The following is a 25,323-nucleotide window of genomic DNA, read 5'->3' on the forward strand; positions in this document are numbered from 1 at the left end:
TTATTATGAGGAGGAACTTTATATGATGGAATTAGCGGATATTCGCAACCAGCTCGACAAAACAGCCGAAAAATTGGCGGACTTCAGGGGGTCTCTTTGACTTAGAAAACAAAGAAGCCCGCATACAGGAATTGGATGAACGGATGATCGACCCGAATTTCTGGAACGACCAGGAAGAAGCTCAAGTGGTCATTTCCGAACTCAATGCTTTAAAGGATACAGTCAATCGTTACCGCAAGTTCGAAGAAGGCCAGGAAGACATGGAAATGACACTCGAACTTTTGCGGGAAGAGCCCGATGAGGACCTGCATGAACAATTAAGCGAGGAAATGAAGCAGTTTCTGGACGATCTCGGCAATTTCGAGTTGGAGCTCCTATTGAGTGAACCGTATGACAAAAATAATGCCATTCTGGAACTGCATCCCGGCGCTGGGGGAACGGAATCCCAGGATTGGTGTTCGATGCTGCTTCGCATGTATACGCGCTGGGCTGAGAAACGCGGTTTCAAAGTGGAGACTTTGGATTACCTGGCAGGAGATGAGGCCGGGGTCAAATCGGTCACGCTCGGCATCAAAGGCCATAATGCTTACGGCTATTTAAAAGCTGAAAAAGGCGTCCACCGCTTGGTCCGTATTTCACCGTTCGACTCCTCCGGCCGCCGCCACACATCGTTTGTATCGTGTGAAGTAATGCCGGAGTTCACTGGCGAAATCGAAATCGATATCCGCACGGAAGACTTGAAAATCGATACCTACCGTGCAAGCGGTGCCGGCGGTCAGCACATCAATACGACGGACTCCGCTGTCCGGATCACCCACTTGCCGACTGGCGCAGTCGTGACGTGCCAACAGGAACGCTCACAGATCAAGAACCGCGAAAAAGCGATGCAAATGCTGAAAGCGAAGCTATATGCATTGAAGATCGAAGAGCAAGAAAAGGAATTGCTGGAAATCCGCGGGGAACAGAAAGAAATCGGCTGGGGCAGCCAGATCCGTTCTTACGTCTTCCACCCGTATTCCATGGTCAAAGACCACCGGACCAACCATGAAACTGGAAATCTCCAAGCTGTCATGGATGGCGACCTGGATGGATTCATCCATGCAATGCTGCGCTCGAAAATGCAATAAGGCTGAACAAACCATCAGTGGATTTCAAAAGCAAGGGCCCTGGAAGCGGCTGCTCAACAGAGTGGCGGCTTCCGAGGTTTTTTTATTTGCAGAAAGGCAATAGAAGTAGAAGATGCTTGAATTTGCCAAGGAGGGGTTGGGCATGATGACCCATCAATTATTGATTTTGCTGGTTATCGGCTATATCGTCTATACAATCGACATCAAAAAGAACTTTTTCCCAGTTCCAGTAGTGCTGGTAGGAATCGGGCTGGGACTGTCATTTATTCCGTATTTCGCCGGATTCAATATTTCAAAGGACATCATCTTCAACGTCTTCTTGCCGGCAATTTTATTTACGTCGGCCTATCAATTTCCTTTAAAGCAATTAAAGGAGAATATCGGCATCATCATCACATTGAGTACGCTAGGCCTGATCTTCACTGTCGTATTGCTTGGCTTGTCCATATACTTGGCGGGAGGTATATTTACCGCGTTGTCCCTTACTGCCGCGTTTTTGCTGGCAGCTATCCTGACTCCGACGGATCCGGTATCTGTAACGACCATCCTGAAGGAAAGCAGCGGGGCGGAACAGATTGCTGACGTCGTCGAAGGGGAATCGATGATCAATGATGGCACGAGTATTGTCTTTTTCACCATTTTCCTGTCGATGTATCAAACCGGGAACGGGTTTTCATTAGGGAAATTCACTGCGGAATTACTGCTCGTTTCAATCGGGGGCGTCATTCTCGGAATCGCGATCGGCTGGTTGATGAGCAAGACAATCCGTTTTACACATGATAAAAAGTATCAAGTCATGTTGAGCGTCGTTGGCGCTTACGGGGCATTTTACATTGGCGAAGCCATCGGGGTGTCGGGCGTGCTTGCGACGGTGGGAGCCGGTATATTCGTCGCTTATGAAATGGGCAAGGAAATCAAGGAAGATACGCTACCGCAATCGCTGGATGGTTTTTGGGATATCGTCACGCCAATTTTATTGGCGGTGCTGTTCCTGTTAATCGGCATACGCGGTGCGGAATATCTCGCTTTTTCCGGCTGGTGGTTCGCGATCGTCATTTTCCTGTTGGCCGTCATCGTCCGCTTTATCGTCATTGCCCTGTTCATTTACGGGGTGCCTAAGTGGAGACATGAGTTCAAGAATGATTTTTCGACAATCACATTAACTGCCTGGTCAGGAATCAAAGGCGCCATGTCAGTCGCGCTGCTCCTATGGCTGGAAGAAACGGCCTCGGGACAAGACCAAGTACTGATTTCACTGGCCTTTGCGGCAATTTTGCTTTCTCTCGTTATTCAGAGCATCGGCATCTATCCCTTGTCGAAAGTATTGAAAAACCTTCAATGAAAATGCGCACACGGAAAAACAGGGCACGACAAACGACACAAGCAAAACGGCTGTCCAGTTTCGGAAGCCTCAATGCTTTATCCAGATGAAGTTCACAAAAAACGGGGGGTCTGCTATACTCTGACAGGGTTCAAGTGAATATAGAAAGAAGAGGAATAACAGCTTATGGGTAAACGAAATATACGCAAATCAAAAGATCCACATCCAGTATTGACGAGTGTGCTGGATTATCTCGCTGTTCTGGCTGGCGCAGCGATTGTCGCCATTTCATTTAACGTGTTCCTATTGCCGAACGAAGTGGCCTCGGGCGGAGTCAGCGGCATCAGTACGATTCTATTCGGCTTATTCGAATGGAAACCGGCATTCGTCCAGTGGGCATTCAATATACCGTTGTTCATTGCAGGCGTCATTTTGCTCGGAAAGAATTTCGGCATCAAGACTGCCGTCGGTACCGTGTTTTTGCCATTTGTCGTATTCCTGACTGAAGACTGGGAAGCGTGGACGTTAGATCCGCTGCTCGGCTCATTGTTCGGGGGCATCATGGTCGGTCTTGGGCTGGGGATCGTATTCCGCGGAAAAGCTTCAACTGGCGGAACGGATCTTGCAGCACAGATCATCACCAAGTATACCGGCCTGACTCTCGGCACGAGCGTTGCCATCATCGACGGCATGATCGTACTGGCAGCTGCCATCGTGTTTGATATCGAAAAAGGATTGTATGCATTGATCGGGCTATATTTGACGACTAAAACCATCGATTTGGTGCAGGTCGGATTCAGCCGTTCGAAGATGGTGTATATCATCACGAACAAGCAAGTGGAAATTCGGGATGCCATCTACGAGGAAGTCGATAGAGGCGTTACGGAATTGACTGGAACCGGAGGCTATTCGGGAAATGAAAAACCGATTTTGATGGTCGTGATCCCACAGACGGAATTCACGAAGTTGAAACAGCTGGTCAAATTAATCGACCCGCAAGCTTTCGTCATCGTGTCGGACGCTTCTGAAGTGCTTGGGGAAGGTTTCAAACGTGCGTAAATTTGGTATACTCCTATAGAAGGTAAAAATAGCAAGACAAAGAGGAGGATTTCCATGAAAAAGCAATTGATGACCGTATTGTTCGGTTCCGTTCTGGTCCTTGGCGCATGCGGCGGCGGTGAAGAAACATCTCCTGAAGAGCCTGCTGATACTGGCGGCGAAACGGAAACTGAAACAACGACAGTGGATGCAGAAGCAGTCATCCAGCAAAACTGTATCTCATGCCACGGTGAAAACTTGGAGGGCCAAGGCAACTTCCCGGCATTGAATGACGTGGGATCTCGCTTGTCACAAGAAGAAATCCTATCAATTATTGAAAACGGGCAAGGTGCAATGCCTCCGAACATCATCGAAGGTGAAGAAGCAACAGCTGTAGCAGAATATCTTGCGAACCAACAATAAACCGGCATTGAGCCCGGTTTATTTTTTTTGCACAAAACAAGGCATTATTATAGATATATGGTAAAAATAAGGTAATAAATGATGAATTAAGACCTGATAATATTAAAATTTCAGATAATTCTTTGTATCGAGACTGAGTCTGAATTGAAATGTAACTGTAACAAAAAAGGGGTTTAGGAGTGTTATAATAACCGTGCTGCAAAATTTGCTATGTACTTGGGAAATCTAATTTTGGCATAAGGCTGAATAATATAGGTGGTTTATTAATGATACAAATGAAGAATGTCTACAAAAAATATCCGAACGGCATTGTGGCACTCAACGGGTTGAATGTTGAGATTGACCAGGGCGAATTTGTCTACATCGTCGGGCCGAGCGGAGCCGGTAAATCCACGTTCATCAAAATGATGTATCGTGAAGAACGGCCATCATCAGGACAAATGCTCATCAATGGAAAAGATATCGCGAAATTGAAGAACCGGAAAGTGCCTTTCCTGCGCCGTGACATCGGCGTTGTGTTCCAGGATTTCAAACTTTTGCCGCGCTTGAATGTCTATGAAAATGTTGCGTTTGCACTCGAGGTCATCGAAGAAAAACCGCAAGTCATCAAAGAGCGGGTCATGGAAGTCCTGGACATGGTCGGGCTGAAGCATAAAGCGAAAATGTTTCCGAGGGAATTATCCGGCGGTGAACAGCAACGCGTTTCCATCGCCCGTTCAATCGTCAATACGCCAAAAATCATGATTGCCGACGAACCGACGGGTAACCTTGACCCTGACACGTCTTGGGATATCATGAATCTTTTTGAACAGATCAACTCGACAGGGACGACCATCATCATGGCGACCCATAACCGGGAAATCGTCAACAAGTTAAGACATCGCGTCATTGCCATTGAAGGCGGGCTGATTGTGCGCGACGCAGCCGGAGGTGATTACGGCTATGAAGATTAGAACATTTGGCCGCCACATCAAAGAAAGTCTAAAGAGCCTGGGCCGGAATGGCTGGATGACCTTTGCGTCTGTCAGCGCCGTCACCGTCACTTTGCTGCTAGTAGGGGTATTCGTCATGATCATGATGAACCTCAACAAAGTGGCCGATGACCTTGAAAACGATGTCGAAATCAAGGTTTTCGTGTCGCTTGATGCAGGAGAAGAGGAAGTCGCAGGGCTTGAGGAAGAAATATCCGGTCTCGATGGCGTCGAGTCAGCCGATTTCTCAACAAAAGAAGAGGAATTGACCGACCTCGTCCTCGATTTTGGCGAAGAGCTCAGTTTGTTCGAGCAGAGCAATCCATTATTTGACGTTTTCTATGTCAAAGCGACAGAACCTCAACAGACAGAAACAGTAGCGAAAGAAATCGCCCAGCTTGAATACATCGAAGACGTGGAATATGGGGAAGGGAAAATCGAAAAGCTCTTCAATTTCCTTAACGCAGGGCGCAATGTCGGCCTGGTCCTCATTTTGGCATTATTATTTACAGCGATGTTCTTGATTTCGAATACGATCCGCATCACGATCGTGGCGCGCCGTACGGAAATCGAGATCATGAAACTCGTCGGGGCGACCAATTGGTTTGTCCGCGTTCCGTTCATTCTGGAAGGCATGTGGCTCGGGATTCTCGGTTCTATCATCCCGATCGGGCTTGTCGTCTTGCTTTACCAGAAAATCACCGAATTCGCACAGCCTCGACTAAGCGGAGAACTCTTCCAGCTGCTGGAGTTTTCACCTTTCATTTACCAAGTGAGCGCGTTGATTTTGGCGATGGGTGTCTTTATCGGTATTTGGGGAAGTTTTATGTCCATTCGCAAGTTTTTGCGTGTATAATCAATCCAAGGCCTATGGTCGCATGTTAACCATAGGCCTAAAGCTTACATAAATTAGGAAATAAAATACAGACATAGAAAAAGAACGTAAATCCAAAGGGGGAAAACGAACTTGAATTCGAAGTCTAAATGGATGTTGTCCGGTGTTTCATCTATTCTTGCATTATCTTTGCTGATGCCTAGTGCACACGCAAACAGCAGCAAGCTGGATGAATTGGAACAGGAGCAACAGCAAGTCCAAAAAGAACAGCAAAAATTGGAAAAAGAACGAAAAAAAATGGAACAAAAAGAAGAGGAATTAAGCTCGGGTATCCAAAAGAAAGAAGGCGAGATCAAGGAAACGTCTTCAAAGCTCGACCGTATCGTCTCTGAAATCCAGCAGTTGGATAAGAAAATGCAGGAAACACAGGCCAAGATCAATACAGTCCAAGCAGAAATCGACCAAACCAAAGAAGAAATCGATGAATTGAAAGAAGCGATCAAAGAACTTGAACACAAAATCGATGAACGTACGGAATTACTGAAAGAACGTGCACGCGCTATTCAAATGAGCGGCGGGTCTGTCGAGTACATAGATGTCCTGTTGGGCGCCAATAGCTTCATCGACTTTATCGACCGTTTTTCGGCAGTCAACACCTTGATCGAAGCCGACCGTGAAATCATGCGAGAACAAGCGGCCGATAAAAAAGAATTGGCTGCCAAAAAAGAGGCGGTTGAAACGATCCTCGCCAACCAAGAAGAGCGCCGTGCAGAACTTGTTTCATTGAAAGCTTCATTGGATAGCCAGAAAAAAGAACAAGCAGGCTTGAAAAAACAAATGGAAGCAGAACAGAAGCGTTTAGCTTCAGAAAAGAACAATTTGGAAGCACAGCACGAAGAAGCGCTTGAAGTCAATGCTGCACTCGAAAAGCAGATTATGGGACAGCAATCCCGCATGGCGAAATTGGCCCAGCAAGAAGAAGCTGAACGTGCGCGCATCGCAGAAGCTGAACGCAAAGCGGCAGCAGAAAAAGCCGCAGCGGAAAAAGCGGCAGCTGAGCGTGCGGCAGCAGAAAAAGCGGCAGCTGAACGGGCAGCGGCGGAAAAAGCGGCAGCTAAATCTTCTGCAGCAAGTGCCAGCAAAGCTAGCGCCGCACCAGCACCGGCGCCGGCGCCGGCTCCAGCTCCAGCTCCTGTCGCCAAGCCATCGGCAAACTTTGTCATGCCGGCATCAGGGCGCCACACTTCAGGGTTTGGCGGGCGTGACATCGGGGCGGGTGCTGAGACGCACCTTGGCTACGATATCGCCAATAGCCCAGGAACGCCTATCGTCGCATCAGCTGCAGGATTCGTTTCGTATGCAGGTTCAATGAACGGTTACGGCAATGTCATCATCATCAACCACTCGATCAATGGCCAGCCATATGCGACGGTGTACGCTCACTTGAGCTCGATCGGTGTATCGGTCGGCCAGAAAGTCGGCCAGCGCCAATATATCGGTGGGATGGGCAGTACCGGACGTTCGACAGGCCCACACCTACATTTTGAAATCCACGTTGGGTCTTGGAACGGTTCGCGCAGCAATGCGGTAAATCCAGCCAATTACCTTTCTTATTAAACCGAAAAGCCGTCAAGGCCATTCCCTCTGCTTCAGTATTTGTGAAGTTGGGGAAGGTGCCTTGGCGGTTTTTTTCAATGACACAATTTGTTGCGGAATAATTACGGCGAATTTACTGGCTACAGGCAGTTTGTTTATCGTATGATGGTAACGGAATGGAGTGAAAAGAATGTCGAAAAAAATGACCGGGCTCCTGATAGCCGCCGTTTTGGTTATCATTTTGGCTGTATGGGCGGTTTTTGACAGCCAAAAAGAGGACCGGGCCCTGAATAACATGGCACTTGGCAGCAATGTCGACTTTTTGCCGACCGATGAAGGCCTGGCAAGAGGCGAGCTGGCTCCCGACTTCGAATTGACGACCTTGAAAGGCGAGGAAATGCGCTTGTCGGATTACCGCGGAAAAGCGGTTATCCTTAATTTCTGGGCAACATGGTGCCCGCCTTGCCGTGCAGAGATGCCGCATATGCAAACTTTTTACGAGAAACAGCAAGACAACGATGTCGAAGTGGTAGCTGTCAATTTGACGACAGAAGACCGGGGCATGGCGGAAATCGAAAACTTTGTCGAAGAGTTCGGCTTGAGCTTTCCGATCCCGATGGATGTGGATGGGGATATTGGCGCGCTCTACCAGGCGTTCTCCATACCGACTTCCTACATCATAGATAAAGAGGGGCGTGTCCTGCATAAAATTGTCGGCCCGATGGATGAAGAAATGATGAATGGATTTATAGACGAAATCAATGAGGGGGAGTCTTAATGACATCAATCGATACGAAATCTGTACACACGGCAAGTATGGAAGAGCGGACAATCCGCCCGAAAGTCATGCCGATCTACCAGACATCAGCTTTTGCTTTTTCTTCTTTGGAAGAGCTTGAAGGCTATTACGAAGGAAACGGGACTTATCTCTACACACGGACAGCCAACCCGAATACGGATGTACTCGGCCAGACGGTCGCACAGCTAGAAGGTGCCCCGAGAGGCGTTGCTGCGTCTTCGGGGATGTCAGCTATACTCGCCGGCATCCTGTCCGTTGCGGAAGCAGGAGACCACATCCTCGCTGCAGAGGATGTATACGGGGGGACTTTCCATTTATTGAAAGAAGAGTTGAGAAGGCTCGGCATTACGGTGCATTTCGCGGATTTCTCGGAAAGCGGCACGATTGAACAGATTTTGGTTGATTTCCCTGAAGTGAAATTGATGTTGAGCGAATCGATCACCAATCCATTTCTGCGGATCGAAGACATCGAGGGGCTCGTCCAATTGAAAAATCAATACGGCGTTAAAGTGATGATCGATAATACATTCGCGACGCCTTATACGTTTACACCTTATACACAAGGCGTGGATTTGGTCGTACATAGCGCCACCAAGTACCTTGGCGGGCATAGTGATGTCACATCAGGCGTATTGGTAGGCGATCCTGCTTTAATCGAAGAAGCCACAAAACGTGTCGTGAATCTCGGCATGAACTTAAGTCCTTTTGAAGCATGGCTAACGATACGCGGCATCAAGACATTGGCGCTTCGTATGGAAAAGCAAAACGCCAATGCACAGGCGATTGCCGACTTCCTGCAAGACAAGGCACGGGTGTGGTATCCAGGGAAAGGCGCGATTGTTTCATTTGAACTTCCTGAAACTGCCGACGTCTCAGCCTTCTTTTCTTCACTCGGCTGGATCAAGATTGTTCCGACTTTGGCTGGTGTCGAAACGACCGTCTCTTATCCATTCGGCACGTCTCACCGTGCATTATCCGCAGAAGAAAAAGCGCGGATCGGTGTAACTGAGCGCGTCGTCAGGCTTTCCGCCGGAATCGAGGGCATTGAAGATATCCTTGGGCAGCTGCAGCAGGCGTTTAACTGATTGAAAAAGATGTAGGGCTATCCCTGCATCTTTGGTACAATGGAAGATAAGTTCATTTAGCTTAAGGATGGTGTCAGTGGAGTGTTAACGGATTTTTTGATGGCGATTGCCATGTTTTTTCTTAACCCTGTTTTTTATGTCGCATTATTTGCTGCGACGATGCTTGGATATTTTCGCGTTAAAAAAGAACGCCGCATTTTCCGCACGCGGATCGTGTATGGCGGAACAGAATTTAAACGCTTGCTGAAAGATGGCTGGTTGTATGCGTTGATCTTATCGGCCATCGTGGCTGCTGCCGGTTTGGCAGTGCCGATGGAATGGTTGATTGCACTCAGCATCGTGAGCATTATCGTCATGCTGACAGGTTTTTACCACCTGGCTTCTTTTGTCTATTTGGCGGGAGCGGCTGCGCTGGTCGTTTGGTTGTTCGAAGCCAATGATTGGGTGATCAATCTAGGGTTCGCCGAAATGACGGGCAGGGGGCTTGCGGACGGCTGGCTCATTTCAGTCGCGTTGATTGCAGGGCTTTTGCTATTCATCGAAAGCCGCATGGTCGAAAAGTCAGCTGCCGCTGCCGCTTCGCCGCGTTTGCATAAATCGGCTCGCGGATTGCGTGCCGCTGCCTATATTTCACGCCGCCTATGGCTGATACCGGCTGTTCTGGTCGTCCCTGGAGAAATGATTTCCGAATACGCACCGTACTGGCCACAGCTGCCGATCGGGGAAACGGCCTTTTCATTCATTTTGTTCCCGCTGGTATTTGGTTTCCAAGGGCGCAGCAAACGCACGCTGCCTGTTTATTTGTATCCAAAAATCGCGAAATCGGTCGCTTGGTCAGCTGTGTTGACGATCGTCCTTGCCTTATTCGGTTTTCTTTGGCAGCCGATGGCGATTATCGCGCTGGCCGCCGGAGCATTGTTCCGTTTGGGAATTAGCTTGTATTATGCACAGAAAGAGCGCAGCGGAAATTACACCGTGACACCACAAGCGCAAGGCGTCATGATCATCGACGTTCTTCCGGGATCTCCTGCAGAGAAAATGGGGCTTGTGCGCGGGGAAATCATCCGCAAAGTAAACGGCACGACCGTTACGAATGAAACGGAACTATACGAAGCAATCCAGCTCAATGCAGCGCATTGCCGCCTGGAAGTAATTGATCATAACCTGGAAATGCGTTTGCGGCAGCATGTCGTCTTCCGCCATGACCATCACCGCCTGGGTCTCTTGATTGTCGAGTAAGGAGAGAAGAATATGGAGTCAATGGTGACCAAGTTTTTCCTATCGCTGTTTGTGCCCGGGCTTCTTGTTATCCTGTTTACGCGCGTGACGTTCAACCATTATGTCGGCCTCATATTGACCGTGGCATTGATTGCCGCGGCCGTTTATGCCGGTTTTACCCATACATGGCTGTTGTTCGTCGTCAACGCCGCCTCTTTAACAGCTGGTTTCTGGTATGCGAGCAATATGTATCATAAAAGAAAAAAAGCCGAAGCTCATGAAAATGAGTGACGGCTTTTTTCTTATCCGAACCAAAGTCCGTATACGGAGAGAATGGCGATGGTCCCGAGTACGACAAGGATAACGTTCGCCCCGGCAAACGCGATGGCGAAGGCGGAAACGGCCCCGATGACGCCGAACCAGACGTTTTCCTGTATGAAGAAAACGGCAGGGAAAATCAATGCGCCGAGCACGGCATAAGGAATATTGCGCAAAACATTCTGCACGGCTTCCGGCAACTCGCGGCCTTCCAGAAAGGTTAACGGTATTGCACGTGGAATATATGTAACAACGGCCATTCCAAAAATCATCCACCAAAACCAAGCACCCATCAGGCAGCAACTCCTTTCCGTGAAATCATTTCAATGACGATGGCTGAAGCGAGAGTCGAGACCATGATTGCCCAGCCGGTGGACAGCCAGCCGGTGAAATAGAACATCGAATTGAAGAGGGCGGCGATCAACGCCAAGCTGACGACTTTCCGGTTGCCCTTCATGGACGGCACGAGCAAGCCGACGAACATCGCATAAAGTGCGATTGACATGGAAGCCTGCAAAAACGCAGGGAGGCTGGCGCCGATCAAATGCCCGAGAGAGGTGAACACAACCCAGCTTCCGTAGGAAATAACGATGACGCCCGCGGCAAATGAGGTGCGGATCTTGTCGCCCGGCTGAGTGGCTAGCACCGTAAACGTTTCATCGGTAATGCCGAATGCGTACAGCGCTTTCTTCCAGCGGGCATCTGGTTCCATCTTTTCATTCAGCGCAGCAGTCATCAGAAAATGCCGGATGTTGACGATGAATGTATTGACGACTATGAGCACCGGGAGTACGCCGGCTGTGATAAGGGAAAGTGATATGTATTGGGCAGCGCCGGCAAAAACGAAGATGCTCATGGCGGTCGCTTCGATGAGCGATAAACCTGTCGTCTTCGCCAGCAGCCCGAAAGTCAATGCCACCGGGAAATAGCCGATGGCGATGCTGGCACCTGCTTTCAATCCCGAAGAAAATCCGTGTTCCTGCAATTTGTTCCGCTCCTTTTGCCGCAAGTATTTCTCTTTTCCAAAACGGGAGAAAGAGTGTAAAGTAATTATAATAGCATAGCATATTTTATCCCGCTTTTTGGATTCATTATTGAAAAATCGCGCAATTTAAAAGGAATGAGCCTATGTCGGATTTTTTTACTATGGAAAACATCGTCGAGTTAACACAATCTTACCGGGCATTCGGCCCCTTTATCGGCTTTTTGCTGCCATTCATTGAGTCCTTCTTGCCGTTTTTGCCGCTTTTTGTCTTCGTCTTCGCCAATGCGACAGCTTATGGTTTGTGGCTCGGCTTTCTCCTGTCGTGGGGCGGGGCAGTCGCCGGTTCGTATACCGTTTTCCTGCTGATCCGCAAGTTCGGGCAGGCGCGATTCATGAATTTCATGACGCGCCATGAGAAAGTCGAAAGGCTCATCCACTGGGTGGAACGCAATGGCTTCGGCCCTTTGTTCTTGCTGCTGTGTTTCCCGTTTACGCCATCGGCATTGGTCAACTTGGTGGCCGGGTTATCGAATATCAGCCGCCATTATTATTTACTGACATTGATGGCCGGAAAGTTCGTCATGGTCTTGACGATTTCCTATGTCGGTTACGATATCCGCGCATTGTTCACCCAACCGGTCCGCACAGGCATCGTCATTGCCGTCATCGTACTGCTGTATGTCATCGGTAAAATCCTCGAGAAGCGGCTGAACAAGAGAGTGGAAGCCGACTTCAAGAGAGCGAAAGAAGAACGCGAAAAAGAAAGGCTATCTTAACAGGAAAGTCGTTCTTTTCGATTATTTATTGTATAATAGGAACAGATGTTCTTATTTGGAAGGGGTGCGTTATATGTCTTTGCGAATTGTCTACGGGCGTGCCGGCACCGGCAAAACCCGTTTTGTCCAGGAAGAAATTGCCGCAAGTTTAAAAGACCAGGCGGACGGTGACCCGATCTTTCTTATCGTGCCGGACCAGATGTCATTTTCCACTGAGTATCGATTGTCGGCAGCATACGGCATGAACGGCATGATCCGTGCGCAGGCTGTCACTTTCAAGAGGCTCGCTTGGCGCGTCTTGCAGGAAGTCGGCGGGATCAGCCGCAAGGAAATCGATACATTCGGCTACCGCATGCTGATCCGCAGCCTGCTCGAGGAACATAAGGACGAATTTAACTTATTCAGGAGAGCTGCAGGAAAACGGGGGTTCACTGACCAAATCGAGCAATTGATCAAAGAGTTTTCGCGCTATTGCATCGATTGCGATGAACTCGGCACCATCCGCTCATCCCTGGAAACAGCCGGAGCCCCGAGGACACTGCGGGACAAGGCAGCGGATTTAGAGCTCATCCTGCTGGAAATCGACCGCAGGCTTGGCAAGGTGTTTGTGGATTCCGAGGGGCATCTTGGCTTATTGAGCGAGAAAATCCGCCATTCGGAAACGATCAAGCAGTCGGCTATTTATATCGACGGTTTCGTCAGCTTTACAGCGCGTGAGTTCCAGATCATCGAAGAATTGCTGAAGCATGCCAAATCGGTGACGATCGTCTTGCCGATGGATGATACGAGCAGTACAGAGGACGAACAGTCTTTATTCTACCAATCCGCTGTCACGGCAAGCCGTTTAATGGAACTGGCCGCATCGGAAGGGATCGGGCTCGAACCGGAAGTATACCTGCAAGAGCCAAAACGTTTCATGAATGAAGAACTTAGGCATGTCGAGCGCTATATCGAGACCTTCCCTGCCCCTTCCATCCAAGGGCGAGGGGCGGTCGAATTGGTCGAAGCATCGAACCGGCGAGCTGAGATCCATGAGCTTGCACGGTCGATCCGCCAGCAGGTGATGGCGGGCTGCCGCTATAACGATATAGCAGTGCTGTACCGACAGCCCGAAGTCTACGACGAATTGATCAACACGATCTTCCCGCAATACGAGATCCCTTATTTTATCAGCCAGAAAAAATCGATGCTGCATCATCCGTTGATCGAGTTCAGCCGTTCTGCGCTTGAAGCCGTTATCGGCAATTATGCCTATGAACCGGTCTTCCGGGCCTTGAAGACGGATTTGTTCTTCCCTGAAGGCAATATCGCCAAATGGCGGGAGCGGGGCGACCAGCTGGAGAATTTCGTCCTTGCCAATGGCATCTATGGCGATCGCTGGTTTGATGATAAGCGCTGGATCTATAAAAAATACCGCGGTCTCGAATTCCATTCGGGCATCCAGACAGATGAAGAATTGGCGCTCCAGATGGAATTGCAAACCGTTCGGGATGTGGTGCGCGACCCGCTTGAGCGACTGAAAACACGCCTTGGCGATTGCGTCACCGGCCGCGACTTTGCCGCTGCGCTGTTTCAGTTTATCGAAGAGCTCGATGTCTATTCGAAAATACAGCTGCTGAAAGACCGCGAAGAAGCCGAACATCAATTGCTTGCCGCGACGGAACACGAGCAGGCATGGAATCAATGGATCGGTGTGCTCGACCAATTTGTCCTGATGTTCGGGGACAAGGAATTGGATCTCCAAAGCGCAGCGCGGATTCTCGATGAAGGCTTTGAAACCTTGGAGTTTTCCCGCATCCCGCCGTCGCTCGACCAGGTGACTGTAGCGAAAATGGATCTTGCGCGTTTGATGGATATCCGTTCGGTCTTCATCATCGGCGCGAATGACGGCGTCTTGCCACAGCGCATCGAACACGAAGGGCTCTTGACGGATGTAGAGCGGGAGTGGTTCCAAAAGATCGGTATCGAACTCGCGCCGAGTTCCCGCATGCGTTTGATGGATGAAACCTATATGGCATATCGGTCATTCTCTTCCGCTTCCGATCGGTTGAGCGTGTCCTATCCCATTGCGGACGAAGAAGGAAAAGCCTTATTGCCTTCTTTATATATCAGGAAAATTGCCGACCTGCTCCAACTTGAGCCGAAATTGGCTGCGATCGGCCCGGAAGAGCTTCATGAGCCGGATGCATTGGAATACATTAGCCATCCGCGTGCGACACTGTCGCATCTGGCTTCACAAATCAGGGCCGGGGAACTGGCCGGGCACTGGCAGGCCGTCCTCGATTACTACCGGGAAGACCCGTTATGGTCGTCGATTATCGACCAGATTTTCAAGCCCTTGAGCCATGCAAAAGCAGAGAAGTTATCGGAAGGGATCGCTGAATCGCTTTACGGTGCCCCGATCGCCTCCAGCGTATCCCGCATCGAGACGTATCACAGCTGCCAATTTGCCCATTATGCCGCATATGGCTTGAAACTCGAAGAGCGCAGCCAATACCGTTTGGCGGCACCGGCGATGGGGGATTTATTCCATGCCGCAATCAAATGGATTTCCGATGAAGTAATGCAACTCGGCGTTTCCTGGTCATCGCTGAGCAAAGAACAATGTGCGGATCTCGCGAAACGGGCGATCGAACAATTATCGCCTTATTTCGTCAACCAGATCCTGTTGAGTTCGCATCGCTACCGGTATATCCAGTACAAACTTGAAGGCATCATCCGCCAGACGGCTTTCATGTTGAGCAAGCATGCCCAAGTATCAGGCTTCGTACCGGTCGCGCTTGAAGTGGGCTTCGGGACGAAAGAAGCGATTCCGCCGCTCGACATTCCGCTCGAGCGCGGGCGCAAGATGAATGTCAGGGGCCGCATCGACCGCATCGATTCGACCGATATCGGCGGCAAGCCGTATTTGCGGGTCGTCGATTATAAATCCTCCAAGCAAGGCCTGGATTTGGGCGAAGTCTACCACGGGCTGGCCCTTCAAACCTTTACTTATTTGGATGTGGCGCTGACCCATTCGAAGCGCTGGCTTGGGGAGCAGGCGGAACCGGCAGGGGTGCTTTATTTCCATATGCACAACCCGATGTTGAAAATGACAAAATTATTAACTGCCGAAGAACTGGAAGAAGAACTTGCGAAGTCATTCAAGATGAACGGGTTGGTTGTGGAAGACCCGGAAGTCATACAGGCGATGGACGCCCAGATCGACGGGTATTCGAATGTCATCCCAGTGCGGCTCAACAAAAACGGCTCGGTCTCGAAGGGCTCATCGAAGACAGTCGAAAAAGACGATATGGAGACGATCCGCAAATTTGTCCGGAAAAAACATCAAGGGGCTGGCAACGGCATTCTCGATGGCAATACGGAGGTATCGCCATACCGGTTGAAAGATGACACGCCTTGCCAATTCTGCAATTTCCGCGCGGTGTGCCAATTCGACCCGAGTGACCCGGAACAAAGCTACCGGAAATTGCCGGTATTGAGCCCCGACCAGGCAGTGGAGAAAATACGCAAGGAGTTGAGCGCTGATGATACCGGAAAAACCGAATGATGCAACGTGGACCGACGAACAATGGCAGGCGATATGGGCAAAGGGGCAGGATATGCTCGTATCGGCTGCGGCAGGTTCCGGGAAAACGGCTGTCCTGATCAACCGGATGATCGAAAAAGTGCTCGACGAACAGGACCCGATATCAGTCGATGAGCTATTGGTCGTGACCTTCACGAACGCCTCGGCGGCTGAAATGCGCCACCGCATGTCTGCCGCTCTGGAAAAAGCGGTTGCGGCACAACCCGAATCCGCTCATTTGAAAAAGCAGCTGCGGCTGATCAACAAAGCACAAATTTCCACCCTGCATTCGTTTTGCCTGCAGGTCGTGAAACAATACGCTTATCTGCTGGAAATCGATCCAGGATTCCGCATCGCGGGAGATACGGAAGCAGCCTTGCTTCGTGATGATGTCATGGAAGCGGTGCTCGAATCCGCATATGAAGGCGAAGAGCGTGAGAAGGTCTACAGGCTCGCGGACAGTTTCACTTCTGACCGCAGCGATCAGGCAATGGAGATCCTGTTGGGCAAACTATATGATTATTCGCGTGTGCACCCGGAACCGGAAGCGTGGCTTGAGCAATTGCCGACACTATACGATGTGCCGGAACACGCAACGATCGACAATCTGCCGTTCATGGAAGATCTGAAAATGACGATCCGCCATAGTTTCGAGGCGGCGCTTGATTTGCTTGATGAAGGTTGGGATTTGGCCACCCGTCCGGACGGCCCTGCCGTACTGGAAGACAATTTCCGGATGGATGCCACGCTGATCCGCGCTGCACTCGATGCATTGGATGAATCCTGGGCGTCGCTCCATGCATATGCCCGGAACATCAAATGGGAGCGTCTGGCATCCGTAAAAAAAGACTCCTGTGACCCGCAGCTGGCGGAAGAAGCGAAAGCACGGAGAAATGAAGCGAAAAAACTCTTCAATGACGTAAAAGACGGGTATTTCACGCGGGCGCCAGAGCGTTTGCTTGAGGAGATGCGGGAAATGGCGCCGCTCATGCAGACTTTGGTCGATTTGACGAAACGCTTTGCTGAAGATTATAAAGCCCTTAAAATCGACCGCGGCCTGGTGGATTTCTCGGATCTGGAACATTATGCACTGGAAATCCTGAGTGATGGCGGGAAGCCTTCTGCGATTGCACAGGACTATCGCATGCGATTCAAGGAAGTATTGGTCGATGAATACCAGGATACGAATATGCTGCAGGAAACGATCCTAGGCCTTGTGAAATCAGGGGATGAACAGGACGGCAATTTGTTCATGGTGGGAGATGTCAAACAGTCCATTTACCGCTTCCGTTTAGCGGAGCCGATGCTGTTCCTCGGCAAGTATTCCCGCTTTAGCCGGGAAGCTGGCGGGACGGGCCTGCGAATCGATTTGAACGCCAATTTCAGGAGCCGTAAAGAAGTGCTCGATGGCACCAATTACATCTTTTCGCAAATCATGGGCGAGCGCGTCGGTGAAATCAGCTACGATGAAGATGCGGCTTTGAAGCCAAAAGCGCCGTACCCCGAAGAGGATGTGCCGATTCATCTGACGCTCATCCACGAACCGGAAACCGAAGATGAAGAAACGGCTGCGGATATGGACAAGTCACAGTGGGAAGCACGCTGGATTGCACAAAAAATCCGCCATATGATGGATTCAGGGACGCTCGTGCACGATCCGTGGAGCGGAAAAGAACGCCCCTTGGAATACCGGGATATTGTCATATTGATGCGTTCGATGACTTGGTCGGGTGACTTTTCCGATGAGTTCAAAATGGCTGGAATCCCCATGTACGCGGAGTTGAGCGGCGGTTATTTCGATGCCCTCGAGGTGATGATCATGCTCAATACATTACGCGTCATTGATAATCCGTATCAGGATATTCCGCTTGCCGCCGTTTTGCGCGCACCGTTTTTCGGCCTCCAGGAAAATGAATTGGCGGCAATCCGCCTCGCAGACACCAAAGGCACATTTTATGATGCGCTGAAAGCGTTCATCCGCATCGGTTCAATGGATGAGACGACGCGTGTAAAACTCGGCCGTTTTACGAATTACTTGAAAAAATGGCGGGATTTGGCGCGCCGGGGCTCACTGTCTGAATTGATCTGGCGAGTTTACATCGATACGAATTATTATGAAATGGCGGGTGCCATGTCGAATGGCAAGCAACGCCAAGCGAATCTGCGTGCGCTTCACGACCGTGCACTCGAATACGAAAAAACCGCTTTCCGAGGCTTGTTCCGGTTCCTGCGCTTTATTGACCGCATGCGGGAGCGCGGGGATGATCTTGGGACAGCAAAATCATTGAGCGAAAAGGAAAATGTCGTACGGCTCATGACCGTCCACAAGTCGAAAGGCCTGGAGTTTCCTGTCGTCTTTTTTGCGGGAACCGGAAGGCCATTCAACGAAATGGACTTCCATAAACCGTATTTATTCGATCAGCAATACGGGCTTGCAGTCAAGGCCGTCAATCCGGATACGCGAATCGAATATACATCGCTGCCTTATCTCGCCGTTAAAGAGATGAAGCAATTGCAGGCGAAGGCAGAAGAAATGCGTGTGTTGTATGTAGCCATGACGCGTGCAAAAGAAAAGCTCTATTTGACCGCCTCGGTAAAAGACATCGACCGGTTGTTGGAAAAGTGGAAGACCGCATCAGGCGACGTTCTGTTGCCTGATTTTAAACGATCGCGTGCAAAATCCTATCTGGATTGGATCGGCCCTGCCGTTTCCAGGCATCCCGATGCCGCAGCGCTCCATGCGGGCGGTGAAGTGCTCGAACATCATTCAAGATTCCACATTGACATTGTCGAGACCCTTTCCTTGGAAGCGCCTCAGCCTTTGCTTGAAGCGCAACAAGACCGGCCGGAAGCGGAAGAAGATGCAGGATTGATTCGCAGCCGATTCGATTTTGTTTATCCCCACCAGGCGGCAGTCGAAAAACGCTCCAAGCAATCGGTGACGGAAATGAAGAGGTTGCAGTTATTGCAGCGTGCGGACGAGCCTGAATCGTTCATCCAGAATTACCAGCCGAAAGCACAAAAAAAGGCGCCGCATCGCCCTGATTTCCTGATGGACCGAAAACTCTCGGCTGCGGATGTCGGTACGGCAGTCCATACCGTCATGCAGCATCTGCCGCTTGAGCGGCGCTTGGATGCAGAAGAGATCCGCCAGTTTCTCGATGAGCTGGCAGGTCGTGAAATTCTTACGAAGGAAGAAGCGCAGGCCGTCAGGGCCGAACAAATCGAAGCATTTTTCCATAGCCCCATCGCACAGCGCTTGATGGACGCAGAGGACGTCAGGCGGGAAGTCCCTTTTACTTATGCACGGGCTGACGAAGACGGCGACCACCAGATCGTCCAAGGAATCGTCGATTGCCTGTTCAAGGAGAACGGGGAGTGGATCCTGCTCGATTATAAAACCGACCGGACGCGCGGGATGGGCAATGTCCAATCGGTGATGAAAGAACGCTACTCCATCCAATTATCGGTTTACCAAGAAGCCGTGGAAGCGATTTTGCGCATTCCGATCACACAGCGTGTCTTGTATTTGTTCTCTTCAAATGAAGAAGTGGAAGTCTAGGAGGATTATTTTGAAATTACAGCCGATCTCTTTACGCGAACGGGTGGATGCCATCGATTTGATGAGAGGATTTTCGTTATTCGGGATCCTGCTCATCAATATGCTGGCCTTCCACACGCCCTTATCTTATATCGATCCGTATAAATGGTTCAGCGGAAATATGGATCAGACCATTTTCACCGGCTTGGATATTTTCGTCCAGGCAAGTTTCTATCCTTTATTCTCGATGCTGTTCGGCTATGGGCTGATGATGCAGTTTCTGCGCGCAGAGGATTACGGCCAGCCATTTATGCCGATTGCCGTCAAACGCTTATTAGTCTTGCTGGCGTTCGGCATTATCCATGCTTTTCTAATCTGGTATGGGGACATTTTGATCACTTATGCGCTCATGGGCTTATTATTGATCGGGATGCTCCGGCTTCCGCCGGGCTGGCTTCTCGGCCTTGGTGTATTGCTTTACATGCTCCCGCACCTGATGTTTACTGTCATCATGTTTCTGGCGGTCATGGTTGACCCGAACATCTACATCGGATACCAGGAAGCTGAACAATCCGTGGCTGCTTATCAATCAGGCACGTTCGCTGAGATTTTCAGCCGGCGGTTGACCGATTGGTATTATGTCAATAATCCATTCAGCTTCATCATTCTGGCAGTCACGATCCTGCCGCTCATGATGATCGGGGCGGCAGCGGCGAAATGGCGGATGATTGAACAAGCTGCCGTCAAGAAAAAGACATGGCTCGTGCTTGCCGCCAGTTCGCTTGCGGCCGGGTTGCTGCTGAAATCGATGCCTTATCTTTTTGATAAGAATTACGCTTATCAATATGTCCAGGAGATGTTTGGCGGGCCGCTTGTGGCGATCGGCTATGCAGCAATCATCGCTTTGTTGTCACTGAACCTGAACTTCGTGAAAGCCCTATCGCCACTGGTCAAAGCGGGCAGGATGTCGATGACGGTCTATATCACGCAATCGGTCATCGCAACCAGCATTTTCTATTCCTTCGGCCTGGGCTTATATGGCCAAGTGGATCTGTTGACCGGCACCTTGATCGCTGTCGGTATATTCGTTATCCAATTGATCTTTGCCGAACTGTGGTTCAGTAAATTCAACCGGGGGCCGATCGAAATGATCTGGCGCCGCTGGACATACGGAAATAATTTTGAAAAAAGCAACAATTCAAAACGCTGAATGTGTATAATGAATGCAATCATAGAAAAGGAGTGTTTGACGAATGAAACTTCTATCGTTTCGCTTTCAAGGAGAAGAACGTTTTGGACCAAAGGTAAAAAAAGAAGAAGCCGTGTGGGATGTCCTCGCAATCCAGGAGCAGCTGAAAGTCTTGCCGGAGTTTCCGGAAAAGCTGATTGATGGAGTGGCGCAAGGGATGGAGTTTGTGGAACAGATCCGCAAATTGACGGAGGCGGCTGTCCAATCGGAAACCCCTGAGCAATTCAAACACTCTTTTTCGGAAATCGAATGGCAGGCACCTGTCCCAAGACCACCGAAAAACTTCATGTGCATCGGCAAGAACTATGCCGACCATGCACAGGAAATGGGCAGCCAGGCGCCAGTCGACATGGTGGTCTTCACGAAAGCGCCGAATACGGTGGCGGCCGATGAAGAAACCGTCTCTGTCCATGCGGATGTGACTGAGTCATACGATTATGAAGGCGAACTGGCTGTCGTGATCGGGAAAGCGGGGCATAAGATCCCGAAACAGATGGCTTACGATCATGTGTTCGGATATACTATCGCGCTTGATTTGACGGCTCGTGACCTTCAGGAAAAGCATCAGCAGTATTTCTTGGGCAAAAGCTTGCCGGGATCTTGCCCAATGGGGCCTTATCTCGTCACCAAGGACGAGATTCCGCAATCAGAGAACCTGTCGATTGTCACCAAAGTGAATGACGAAGTCCGCCAGAACGGCAACACGGAAAACATGATCCGCCCAGTCGACGAGCTGATCGCGGAAATCTCCAATTCCGTAGCGCTCGAACCGGGCGATGTCATTTTGACGGGTACCCCTGCAGGCGTCGGCAAAGGATTCAATCCGCCGAAGTTCTTGAAAGCGGGCGATACGATCAAAGTGTCGATCCAGTCGATCGGCACACTCGTCACACATTTGTCATAAGGAACAATCACTTCCAATTGTCCTGCATGTGGTAAACTTGAGGGGACTATATTAAATGAGGTGAGCTTTTGGGATTTTTAACTGATACAACACATCTACACATTACAACATGGGTAGTGGGCATCGTGCTTTTCCTCGTGGCTGCATTTATGCACCGCGACAGCAAGGGGCGTAAAATCGTCCACATGATCACGAGATTGATCTATGTTTTGATCATCATTACCGGGCTGACATTGTTCATCGAGCATTCGTCCTACGATGCCATGCTTTATGGATTGAAATTCCTGTTCGGGCTATTGACCATCGGCATGATGGAAATGGTGCTCGTGCGCGGCAAGAAACAAAAGCCGGTAACAATATTCTGGGCCTTGTTTGCTGTATTCTTGCTCGTGACTTTATTCCTCGGCTTCAAATTGCCGATCGGATTTAACTTCCTGGCATAAGATGGCCGTTCTATCCAATTGAAAGCTGTGCGTTCTTTGTCGGTTCTTACTGACGGGGAACGCGCAGCTTTTTTAGGTTGCCATCAAAACAGGGGAATTGGGACCGTCCATCTTGGCGATTTCACAGTTTGGACGAAACTAGTCATAAACAGCCGCGCTTTCATGAATCCGACATAGCGGCAAACAGGCGAGTTTGATAAAATAGACCGGGTGAGCATCATCTTGGCCTCATTGAAGGAGGAGTACGGACTTGAAGAGAAAAACTATGATTTTGGCGTTGGCAGCAGCATTATTATTGCCGTCAACAGCCAGTGTGGCGGCTGAAGAGACCCGCACAATCGAAGACGAAAGCATCTACGATGTGCTCGTAGACCGCTATTTCAATAAACAGATCCAGAACGATTACGAAGTGGACGCCACAGATCCAGGGGCTTTCAGCGGCGGTGATTTCTCGGGAATGGAAAGTGAAATTGCGCATGTCCGGGATATGGGCTTCACCGTGCTGTCGATCGGCCCTGTTTTCCAGACCGCCAGCTATGATGGGCGGCAAGTGCTGGATTACAGCCAATTGGAGCGCCATTTCGGAACGGCGGAAGAATTCCAGTCGCTCATCGATGAAGTGCATGAAGGCGACATGAAAGTCATCGTCGATCTGCCGACGCAAGAAGTGAGTGCGGAACATATATGGGCTGAGGAAAATCCTGGCTGGTTCATTGAAAACGGCGACCAGACACTTTCTTTGGATACAAGCAATGAAGAAGTGCAGCAAGCCTTGACCCAAATGTTCGGCGATTTCCGTGATACATACGGGATAGACGGAGTCCGCCTGCAGGATTCAGAAGAACTGGACCCGGCATTCGTCGAGAATTTCTCAGCTGCGATGAAACAGCAAGAAGGTTTTTATGTATTGGCAGATGCGGAGATGGAGAGTCAGCCTGGATTTGATGCAGTCGTGCAGGAAGGTGTAGAACAGGCACTCCGCGACAGCTATCGTAATTTCGACCAATCTTTGGAGGGAATCCCTGAATTGATGCAGCAAACAGAAGGGCGATTGATCCGCGTCGATTCGCTCGATGGGTCCCGATTCACAGCTGACATCGTCGAGTCGAGAGGCTATCCGCCGACCCGCTGGCGTATGCTCTTTGCGCAATTATTGACGATGCCGGGCATTCCGGTCGTCCAATACGGTTCCGAAACTGCAATGAATGGTGAAGAATTGCCGGAATCGCATCAGATTCTGGACATGGCGGTCGAAAAGGAATTGATTGACTACATCACCAACCTGAACTCATTGCGCAATTCATCTGAAGCATTGCGTACGGGCGAATTGGAGTTGCTTCACGAAGAAGAGGGCTGGATGGTCTATAAACGTTCGAGTGAAGAAGAGGCATGGATTATTGCCATCAACAACTCTTCTGAAACAAAAAGCTTGAGTTTGGCGCCGGATGTCATCGGCGAAGGAATGGAACTTCGAGGACTGTTCGAAAGCGATATCGTCCGCCCGGATGAAGACGGGCAGTACCGTCTCACTCTGGACCGCGAACTGGTGGAAACTTATCATATTACGGAAAAAAGAGGCTTGAATACAGCTTATATCGTCACTCTAGGGCTGATGTACTTAATATTCATGGGCTTCTTATGGATTGTCTGGAAAAAAGGCAAGCAGCGGAAAGCTGATGAAGCGGCAAAAAAGAATAATTGATCAAAAGGCTGCGAACAGGCGATTCCTGTCCGCAGCTTTTTTTGCATGAAAAAAGCACCTGTTTCCAGGTGCTTTCAGTGAAAATCAGCCGATCGCTTTGTAGCCGGCCATATTGACAGGATCTTTCGGTGAAGAGAACGGGGGAGCATAGCACAATTCGAGTGCTTGCAAGTCATCGACAGCCAACCCTCCATAAATGGCAGTCGCAATCACATCGATGCGCTTGTCGACACCTTTGCCGCCGACGCATTGTGCCCCCAGAATCTGTCTTGTCTCAGGGTTATAATGGACTTTCAATGTCAGTTTTTCATGATCCGGGTAATAGCCGGCATTTGAATTTCCTGAGTGGATCACTGTTTTCGCAGTCAGCCCTTTTTCTTTGATCGCCGTTTCAGTCAAGCCCGTCATCGCTGCATCCAATTCAAAAACCTTTAAGATGGAAGTTCCGAGAAGGCCTTTTTTTGGGATTGGATTGCCGGTAATATGCTGAGCGGCAAGGAATGCCTGACGATGCGCAGGAACTGCGAGCGGGACACGTTTGGGGTCTCCTGTGATGAAATCGAAGTTCTCTGAAGCATCCCCGATGGCATAGATCGATTCATCATTGGTCTGCATGAATTCATTGGTCCGGATGCCGCCGGTTTCGCCGATGCTGAGGCCGGCATTCTCGGCAAGTACGGTGTTCGGTTTCAATCCGATGCTCATGATGACGAAATCGGTATCCAGGCTCGTTCCAGTGGATAGGCGGACGTTTCGTTCATCGATTTTTTCAATGACGGTTTCAGTATGGATGCGGACGCCGTTTTTCTCCAGTTCAGCATGCAGGAGCTGTGACAAGTCCTCGTCCAGAATCGATAGAATGGCACTCGATTTATGGACGATATCAACTTCCAATCCAAGATGCTTAAGATTCTCCGCCATTTCGAGCCCGATGAATCCCGCACCCGAAATTGTGGCATGAGCAGGCTTTTGGTTTTGTATATAGTCATGTATGGCTTGCATATCACCATAACTGCGCAGTGTAAATACATTGCCCTTTTCTGTGCCTTCTATTTCCGGCATGATGGCGCTGCCGCCTGGAGACAAAATCAAGGCATCATACGAATCGTTAAATTCGCCGCCGGTCTTCAAGTTGCGGACACGCACTTTTTTCTCGGATCGAAGAATTTCCACGACCTCGTGCTCGAGCCGGACATCGATGTTTTTCTTTTGCCGGAATTGTTCCGGGTCGGCCATCAGGATCGATGTTTCATCCTCGATGACTTCCCCGATCACATATGGGGTTCCGCACGCGGCATAAGACATCGTCGAATCACGGTCATACACCGTAATATCCATTTCCTTATCGTAGAACCGCAGCTGGCCTGCAGCGGTTGCGCCGCCGCCTACCCCGCCGACTATGATCACTTTTTTCATCAACAGTC

21 protein-coding genes are annotated in these 25,323 nt (G+C 49.9%); 18 read left to right on the forward strand and 3 right to left on the reverse strand.

Going from position 1 to position 25,323, the window contains the following annotated elements:
• Window positions 1-25: 25 nt before the first annotated feature.
• The 11 genes from prfB to DP119_RS04120 all read left to right on the forward strand — a co-directional run bounded on the left by prfB (window position 26) and on the right by DP119_RS04120 (window position 10,704).
• Window positions 26-1,127 (forward strand): peptide chain release factor 2 gene (gene prfB, locus DP119_RS04070; protein ID WP_112231936.1). Its coding sequence is split into 2 segments (ribosomal slippage): window positions 26-97 and window positions 99-1,127, totalling 1,101 coding nucleotides; the frame shifts between segments, so codons are not numbered across the junction.
• Between the two features lie 142 nt (window positions 1,128-1,269).
• A complete protein-coding gene (locus DP119_RS04075) occupies window positions 1,270-2,469 on the forward strand; it encodes a cation:proton antiporter (protein ID WP_112231089.1) in 1,200 nt (399 codons plus the stop codon).
• Between the two features lie 165 nt (window positions 2,470-2,634).
• On the forward strand, window positions 2,635-3,507 hold the full coding sequence (locus DP119_RS04080) for a YitT family protein (protein WP_112231091.1): 873 nt from the start codon (window positions 2,635-2,637) through the stop codon (window positions 3,505-3,507).
• Window positions 3,508-3,561: 54 nt separating this feature from the next.
• A complete protein-coding gene (cccB, locus tag DP119_RS04085) occupies window positions 3,562-3,909 on the forward strand; it encodes a cytochrome c551 (protein ID WP_112231092.1) in 348 nt (115 codons plus the stop codon).
• 266 nt (window positions 3,910-4,175) lie between these two features.
• Window positions 4,176-4,862 (forward strand): cell division ATP-binding protein FtsE, encoded by a 687-nt coding sequence (gene ftsE, locus DP119_RS04090; RefSeq protein WP_112231094.1) that lies wholly within the window; start codon window positions 4,176-4,178, stop codon window positions 4,860-4,862.
• Window positions 4,852-5,736: a permease-like cell division protein FtsX gene (gene ftsX / locus DP119_RS04095; RefSeq protein ID WP_112231096.1), complete on the forward strand. Its 885-nt coding sequence runs from the start codon at window positions 4,852-4,854 to the stop codon at window positions 5,734-5,736. The genes ftsE and ftsX overlap by 11 nt, the downstream gene beginning before the upstream one ends.
• A 111-nt stretch (window positions 5,737-5,847) precedes the next feature.
• Window positions 5,848-7,332, forward strand: a complete 1,485-nt coding sequence (locus DP119_RS04100; protein WP_112231098.1) for a murein hydrolase activator EnvC family protein — start codon at window positions 5,848-5,850, stop codon at window positions 7,330-7,332.
• 169 nt (window positions 7,333-7,501) lie between these two features.
• Window positions 7,502-8,089 carry a redoxin domain-containing protein gene (locus DP119_RS04105; RefSeq protein WP_205853833.1) on the forward strand — a complete coding sequence of 196 codons (588 nt, stop codon included), beginning with the start codon at window positions 7,502-7,504 and terminating at the stop codon, window positions 8,087-8,089.
• Window positions 8,089-9,195 (forward strand): trans-sulfuration enzyme family protein, encoded by a 1,107-nt coding sequence (locus DP119_RS04110; RefSeq protein ID WP_112231100.1) that lies wholly within the window; start codon window positions 8,089-8,091, stop codon window positions 9,193-9,195. Before DP119_RS04105 ends, DP119_RS04110 begins: the two co-directional genes overlap by 1 nt.
• Before the next feature lie 81 nt (window positions 9,196-9,276).
• A complete protein-coding gene (locus DP119_RS04115; RefSeq protein ID WP_240616368.1) occupies window positions 9,277-10,434 on the forward strand; it encodes a PDZ domain-containing protein in 1,158 nt (385 codons plus the stop codon).
• A 12-nt stretch (window positions 10,435-10,446) separates the two neighbouring features.
• Window positions 10,447-10,704, forward strand: coding sequence for a CsbA family protein (locus DP119_RS04120; RefSeq protein ID WP_101805147.1), 258 nt, complete (start codon window positions 10,447-10,449; stop codon window positions 10,702-10,704).
• Window positions 10,705-10,715: 11 nt separating this feature from the next.
• Here DP119_RS04120 and DP119_RS04125 read toward each other — a convergent pair whose 3' ends face one another.
• A complete protein-coding gene (locus tag DP119_RS04125; RefSeq protein WP_112231102.1) occupies window positions 10,716-11,024 on the reverse strand; it encodes an AzlD domain-containing protein in 309 nt (102 codons plus the stop codon).
• The gene (locus tag DP119_RS04130) at window positions 11,024-11,716 is read right to left on the reverse strand and encodes an AzlC family ABC transporter permease (RefSeq protein WP_112231942.1); all 693 of its coding nucleotides are present in this window, start codon (window positions 11,714-11,716) and stop codon (window positions 11,024-11,026) included. Before DP119_RS04130 ends, DP119_RS04125 begins: the two co-directional genes overlap by 1 nt.
• Before the next feature lie 161 nt (window positions 11,717-11,877).
• Here DP119_RS04130 and DP119_RS04135 point away from each other — a divergent pair, with 161 nt between their 5' ends.
• The 7 genes from DP119_RS04135 to DP119_RS04165 all read left to right on the forward strand — a co-directional run bounded on the left by DP119_RS04135 (window position 11,878) and on the right by DP119_RS04165 (window position 23,899).
• Entirely contained in the window at window positions 11,878-12,492 is a 615-nt protein-coding gene (locus tag DP119_RS04135) for a TVP38/TMEM64 family protein (RefSeq protein WP_112231944.1), read from the forward strand.
• Window positions 12,493-12,565: 73 nt separating this feature from the next.
• Entirely contained in the window at window positions 12,566-16,042 is a 3,477-nt protein-coding gene (gene addB / locus DP119_RS04140) for a helicase-exonuclease AddAB subunit AddB (RefSeq protein WP_112231104.1), read from the forward strand.
• Window positions 16,020-19,622: a helicase-exonuclease AddAB subunit AddA gene (addA, locus tag DP119_RS04145; RefSeq protein WP_112231107.1), complete on the forward strand. Its 3,603-nt coding sequence runs from the start codon at window positions 16,020-16,022 to the stop codon at window positions 19,620-19,622. Before addB ends, addA begins: the two co-directional genes overlap by 23 nt.
• Before the next feature lie 10 nt (window positions 19,623-19,632).
• Window positions 19,633-20,811, forward strand: a complete 1,179-nt coding sequence (locus DP119_RS04150; protein ID WP_112231109.1) for a DUF418 domain-containing protein — start codon at window positions 19,633-19,635, stop codon at window positions 20,809-20,811.
• Between the two features lie 43 nt (window positions 20,812-20,854).
• Window positions 20,855-21,754, forward strand: a complete 900-nt coding sequence (locus DP119_RS04155; protein WP_112231111.1) for a fumarylacetoacetate hydrolase family protein — start codon at window positions 20,855-20,857, stop codon at window positions 21,752-21,754.
• Between the two features lie 68 nt (window positions 21,755-21,822).
• Complete coding sequence (locus DP119_RS04160; protein ID WP_112231113.1) at window positions 21,823-22,197, forward strand: YisL family protein; 375 nt, start codon at window positions 21,823-21,825, stop codon at window positions 22,195-22,197.
• Window positions 22,198-22,447: 250 nt separating this feature from the next.
• A complete protein-coding gene (locus DP119_RS04165; protein WP_240616369.1) occupies window positions 22,448-23,899 on the forward strand; it encodes an alpha-amylase family glycosyl hydrolase in 1,452 nt (483 codons plus the stop codon).
• Between the two features lie 84 nt (window positions 23,900-23,983).
• Here DP119_RS04165 and DP119_RS04170 read toward each other — a convergent pair whose 3' ends face one another.
• Window positions 23,984-25,315: a CoA-disulfide reductase gene (locus tag DP119_RS04170; RefSeq protein ID WP_112231116.1), complete on the reverse strand. Its 1,332-nt coding sequence runs from the start codon at window positions 25,313-25,315 to the stop codon at window positions 23,984-23,986.
• Between the last annotated feature and the right edge of the window lie 8 nt (window positions 25,316-25,323).

The sequence above is a fragment of the Planococcus maitriensis genome, assembly GCF_003289925.1.
In the GTDB taxonomy this organism is placed as follows: domain Bacteria; phylum Bacillota; class Bacilli; order Bacillales_A; family Planococcaceae; genus Planococcus; species Planococcus maitriensis.

Coding starts and splice junctions, on each gene's coding strand:
- DP119_RS04075 (WP_112231089.1), top strand. CDS start 1,270: ATGATGACCCATCAATTATTGATTTTGCTGGTTATCGGCTATATCGTC.
- DP119_RS04080 (WP_112231091.1), top strand. CDS start 2,635: ATGGGTAAACGAAATATACGCAAATCAAAAGATCCACATCCAGTATTG.
- cccB (WP_112231092.1), top strand. CDS start 3,562: ATGAAAAAGCAATTGATGACCGTATTGTTCGGTTCCGTTCTGGTCCTT.
- ftsE (WP_112231094.1), top strand. CDS start 4,176: ATGATACAAATGAAGAATGTCTACAAAAAATATCCGAACGGCATTGTG.
- ftsX (WP_112231096.1), top strand. CDS start 4,852: ATGAAGATTAGAACATTTGGCCGCCACATCAAAGAAAGTCTAAAGAGC.
- DP119_RS04105 (WP_205853833.1), top strand. CDS start 7,502: ATGTCGAAAAAAATGACCGGGCTCCTGATAGCCGCCGTTTTGGTTATC.
- DP119_RS04110 (WP_112231100.1), top strand. CDS start 8,089: ATGACATCAATCGATACGAAATCTGTACACACGGCAAGTATGGAAGAG.
- DP119_RS04120 (WP_101805147.1), top strand. CDS start 10,447: ATGGAGTCAATGGTGACCAAGTTTTTCCTATCGCTGTTTGTGCCCGGG.
- DP119_RS04125 (WP_112231102.1), bottom strand. CDS start 11,024: ATGGGTGCTTGGTTTTGGTGGATGATTTTTGGAATGGCCGTTGTTACA.
- DP119_RS04135 (WP_112231944.1), top strand. CDS start 11,878: ATGGAAAACATCGTCGAGTTAACACAATCTTACCGGGCATTCGGCCCC.
- addB (WP_112231104.1), top strand. CDS start 12,566: ATGTCTTTGCGAATTGTCTACGGGCGTGCCGGCACCGGCAAAACCCGT.
- addA (WP_112231107.1), top strand. CDS start 16,020: ATGATACCGGAAAAACCGAATGATGCAACGTGGACCGACGAACAATGG.
- DP119_RS04155 (WP_112231111.1), top strand. CDS start 20,855: ATGAAACTTCTATCGTTTCGCTTTCAAGGAGAAGAACGTTTTGGACCA.
- DP119_RS04170 (WP_112231116.1), bottom strand. CDS start 25,315: ATGAAAAAAGTGATCATAGTCGGCGGGGTAGGCGGCGGCGCAACCGCT.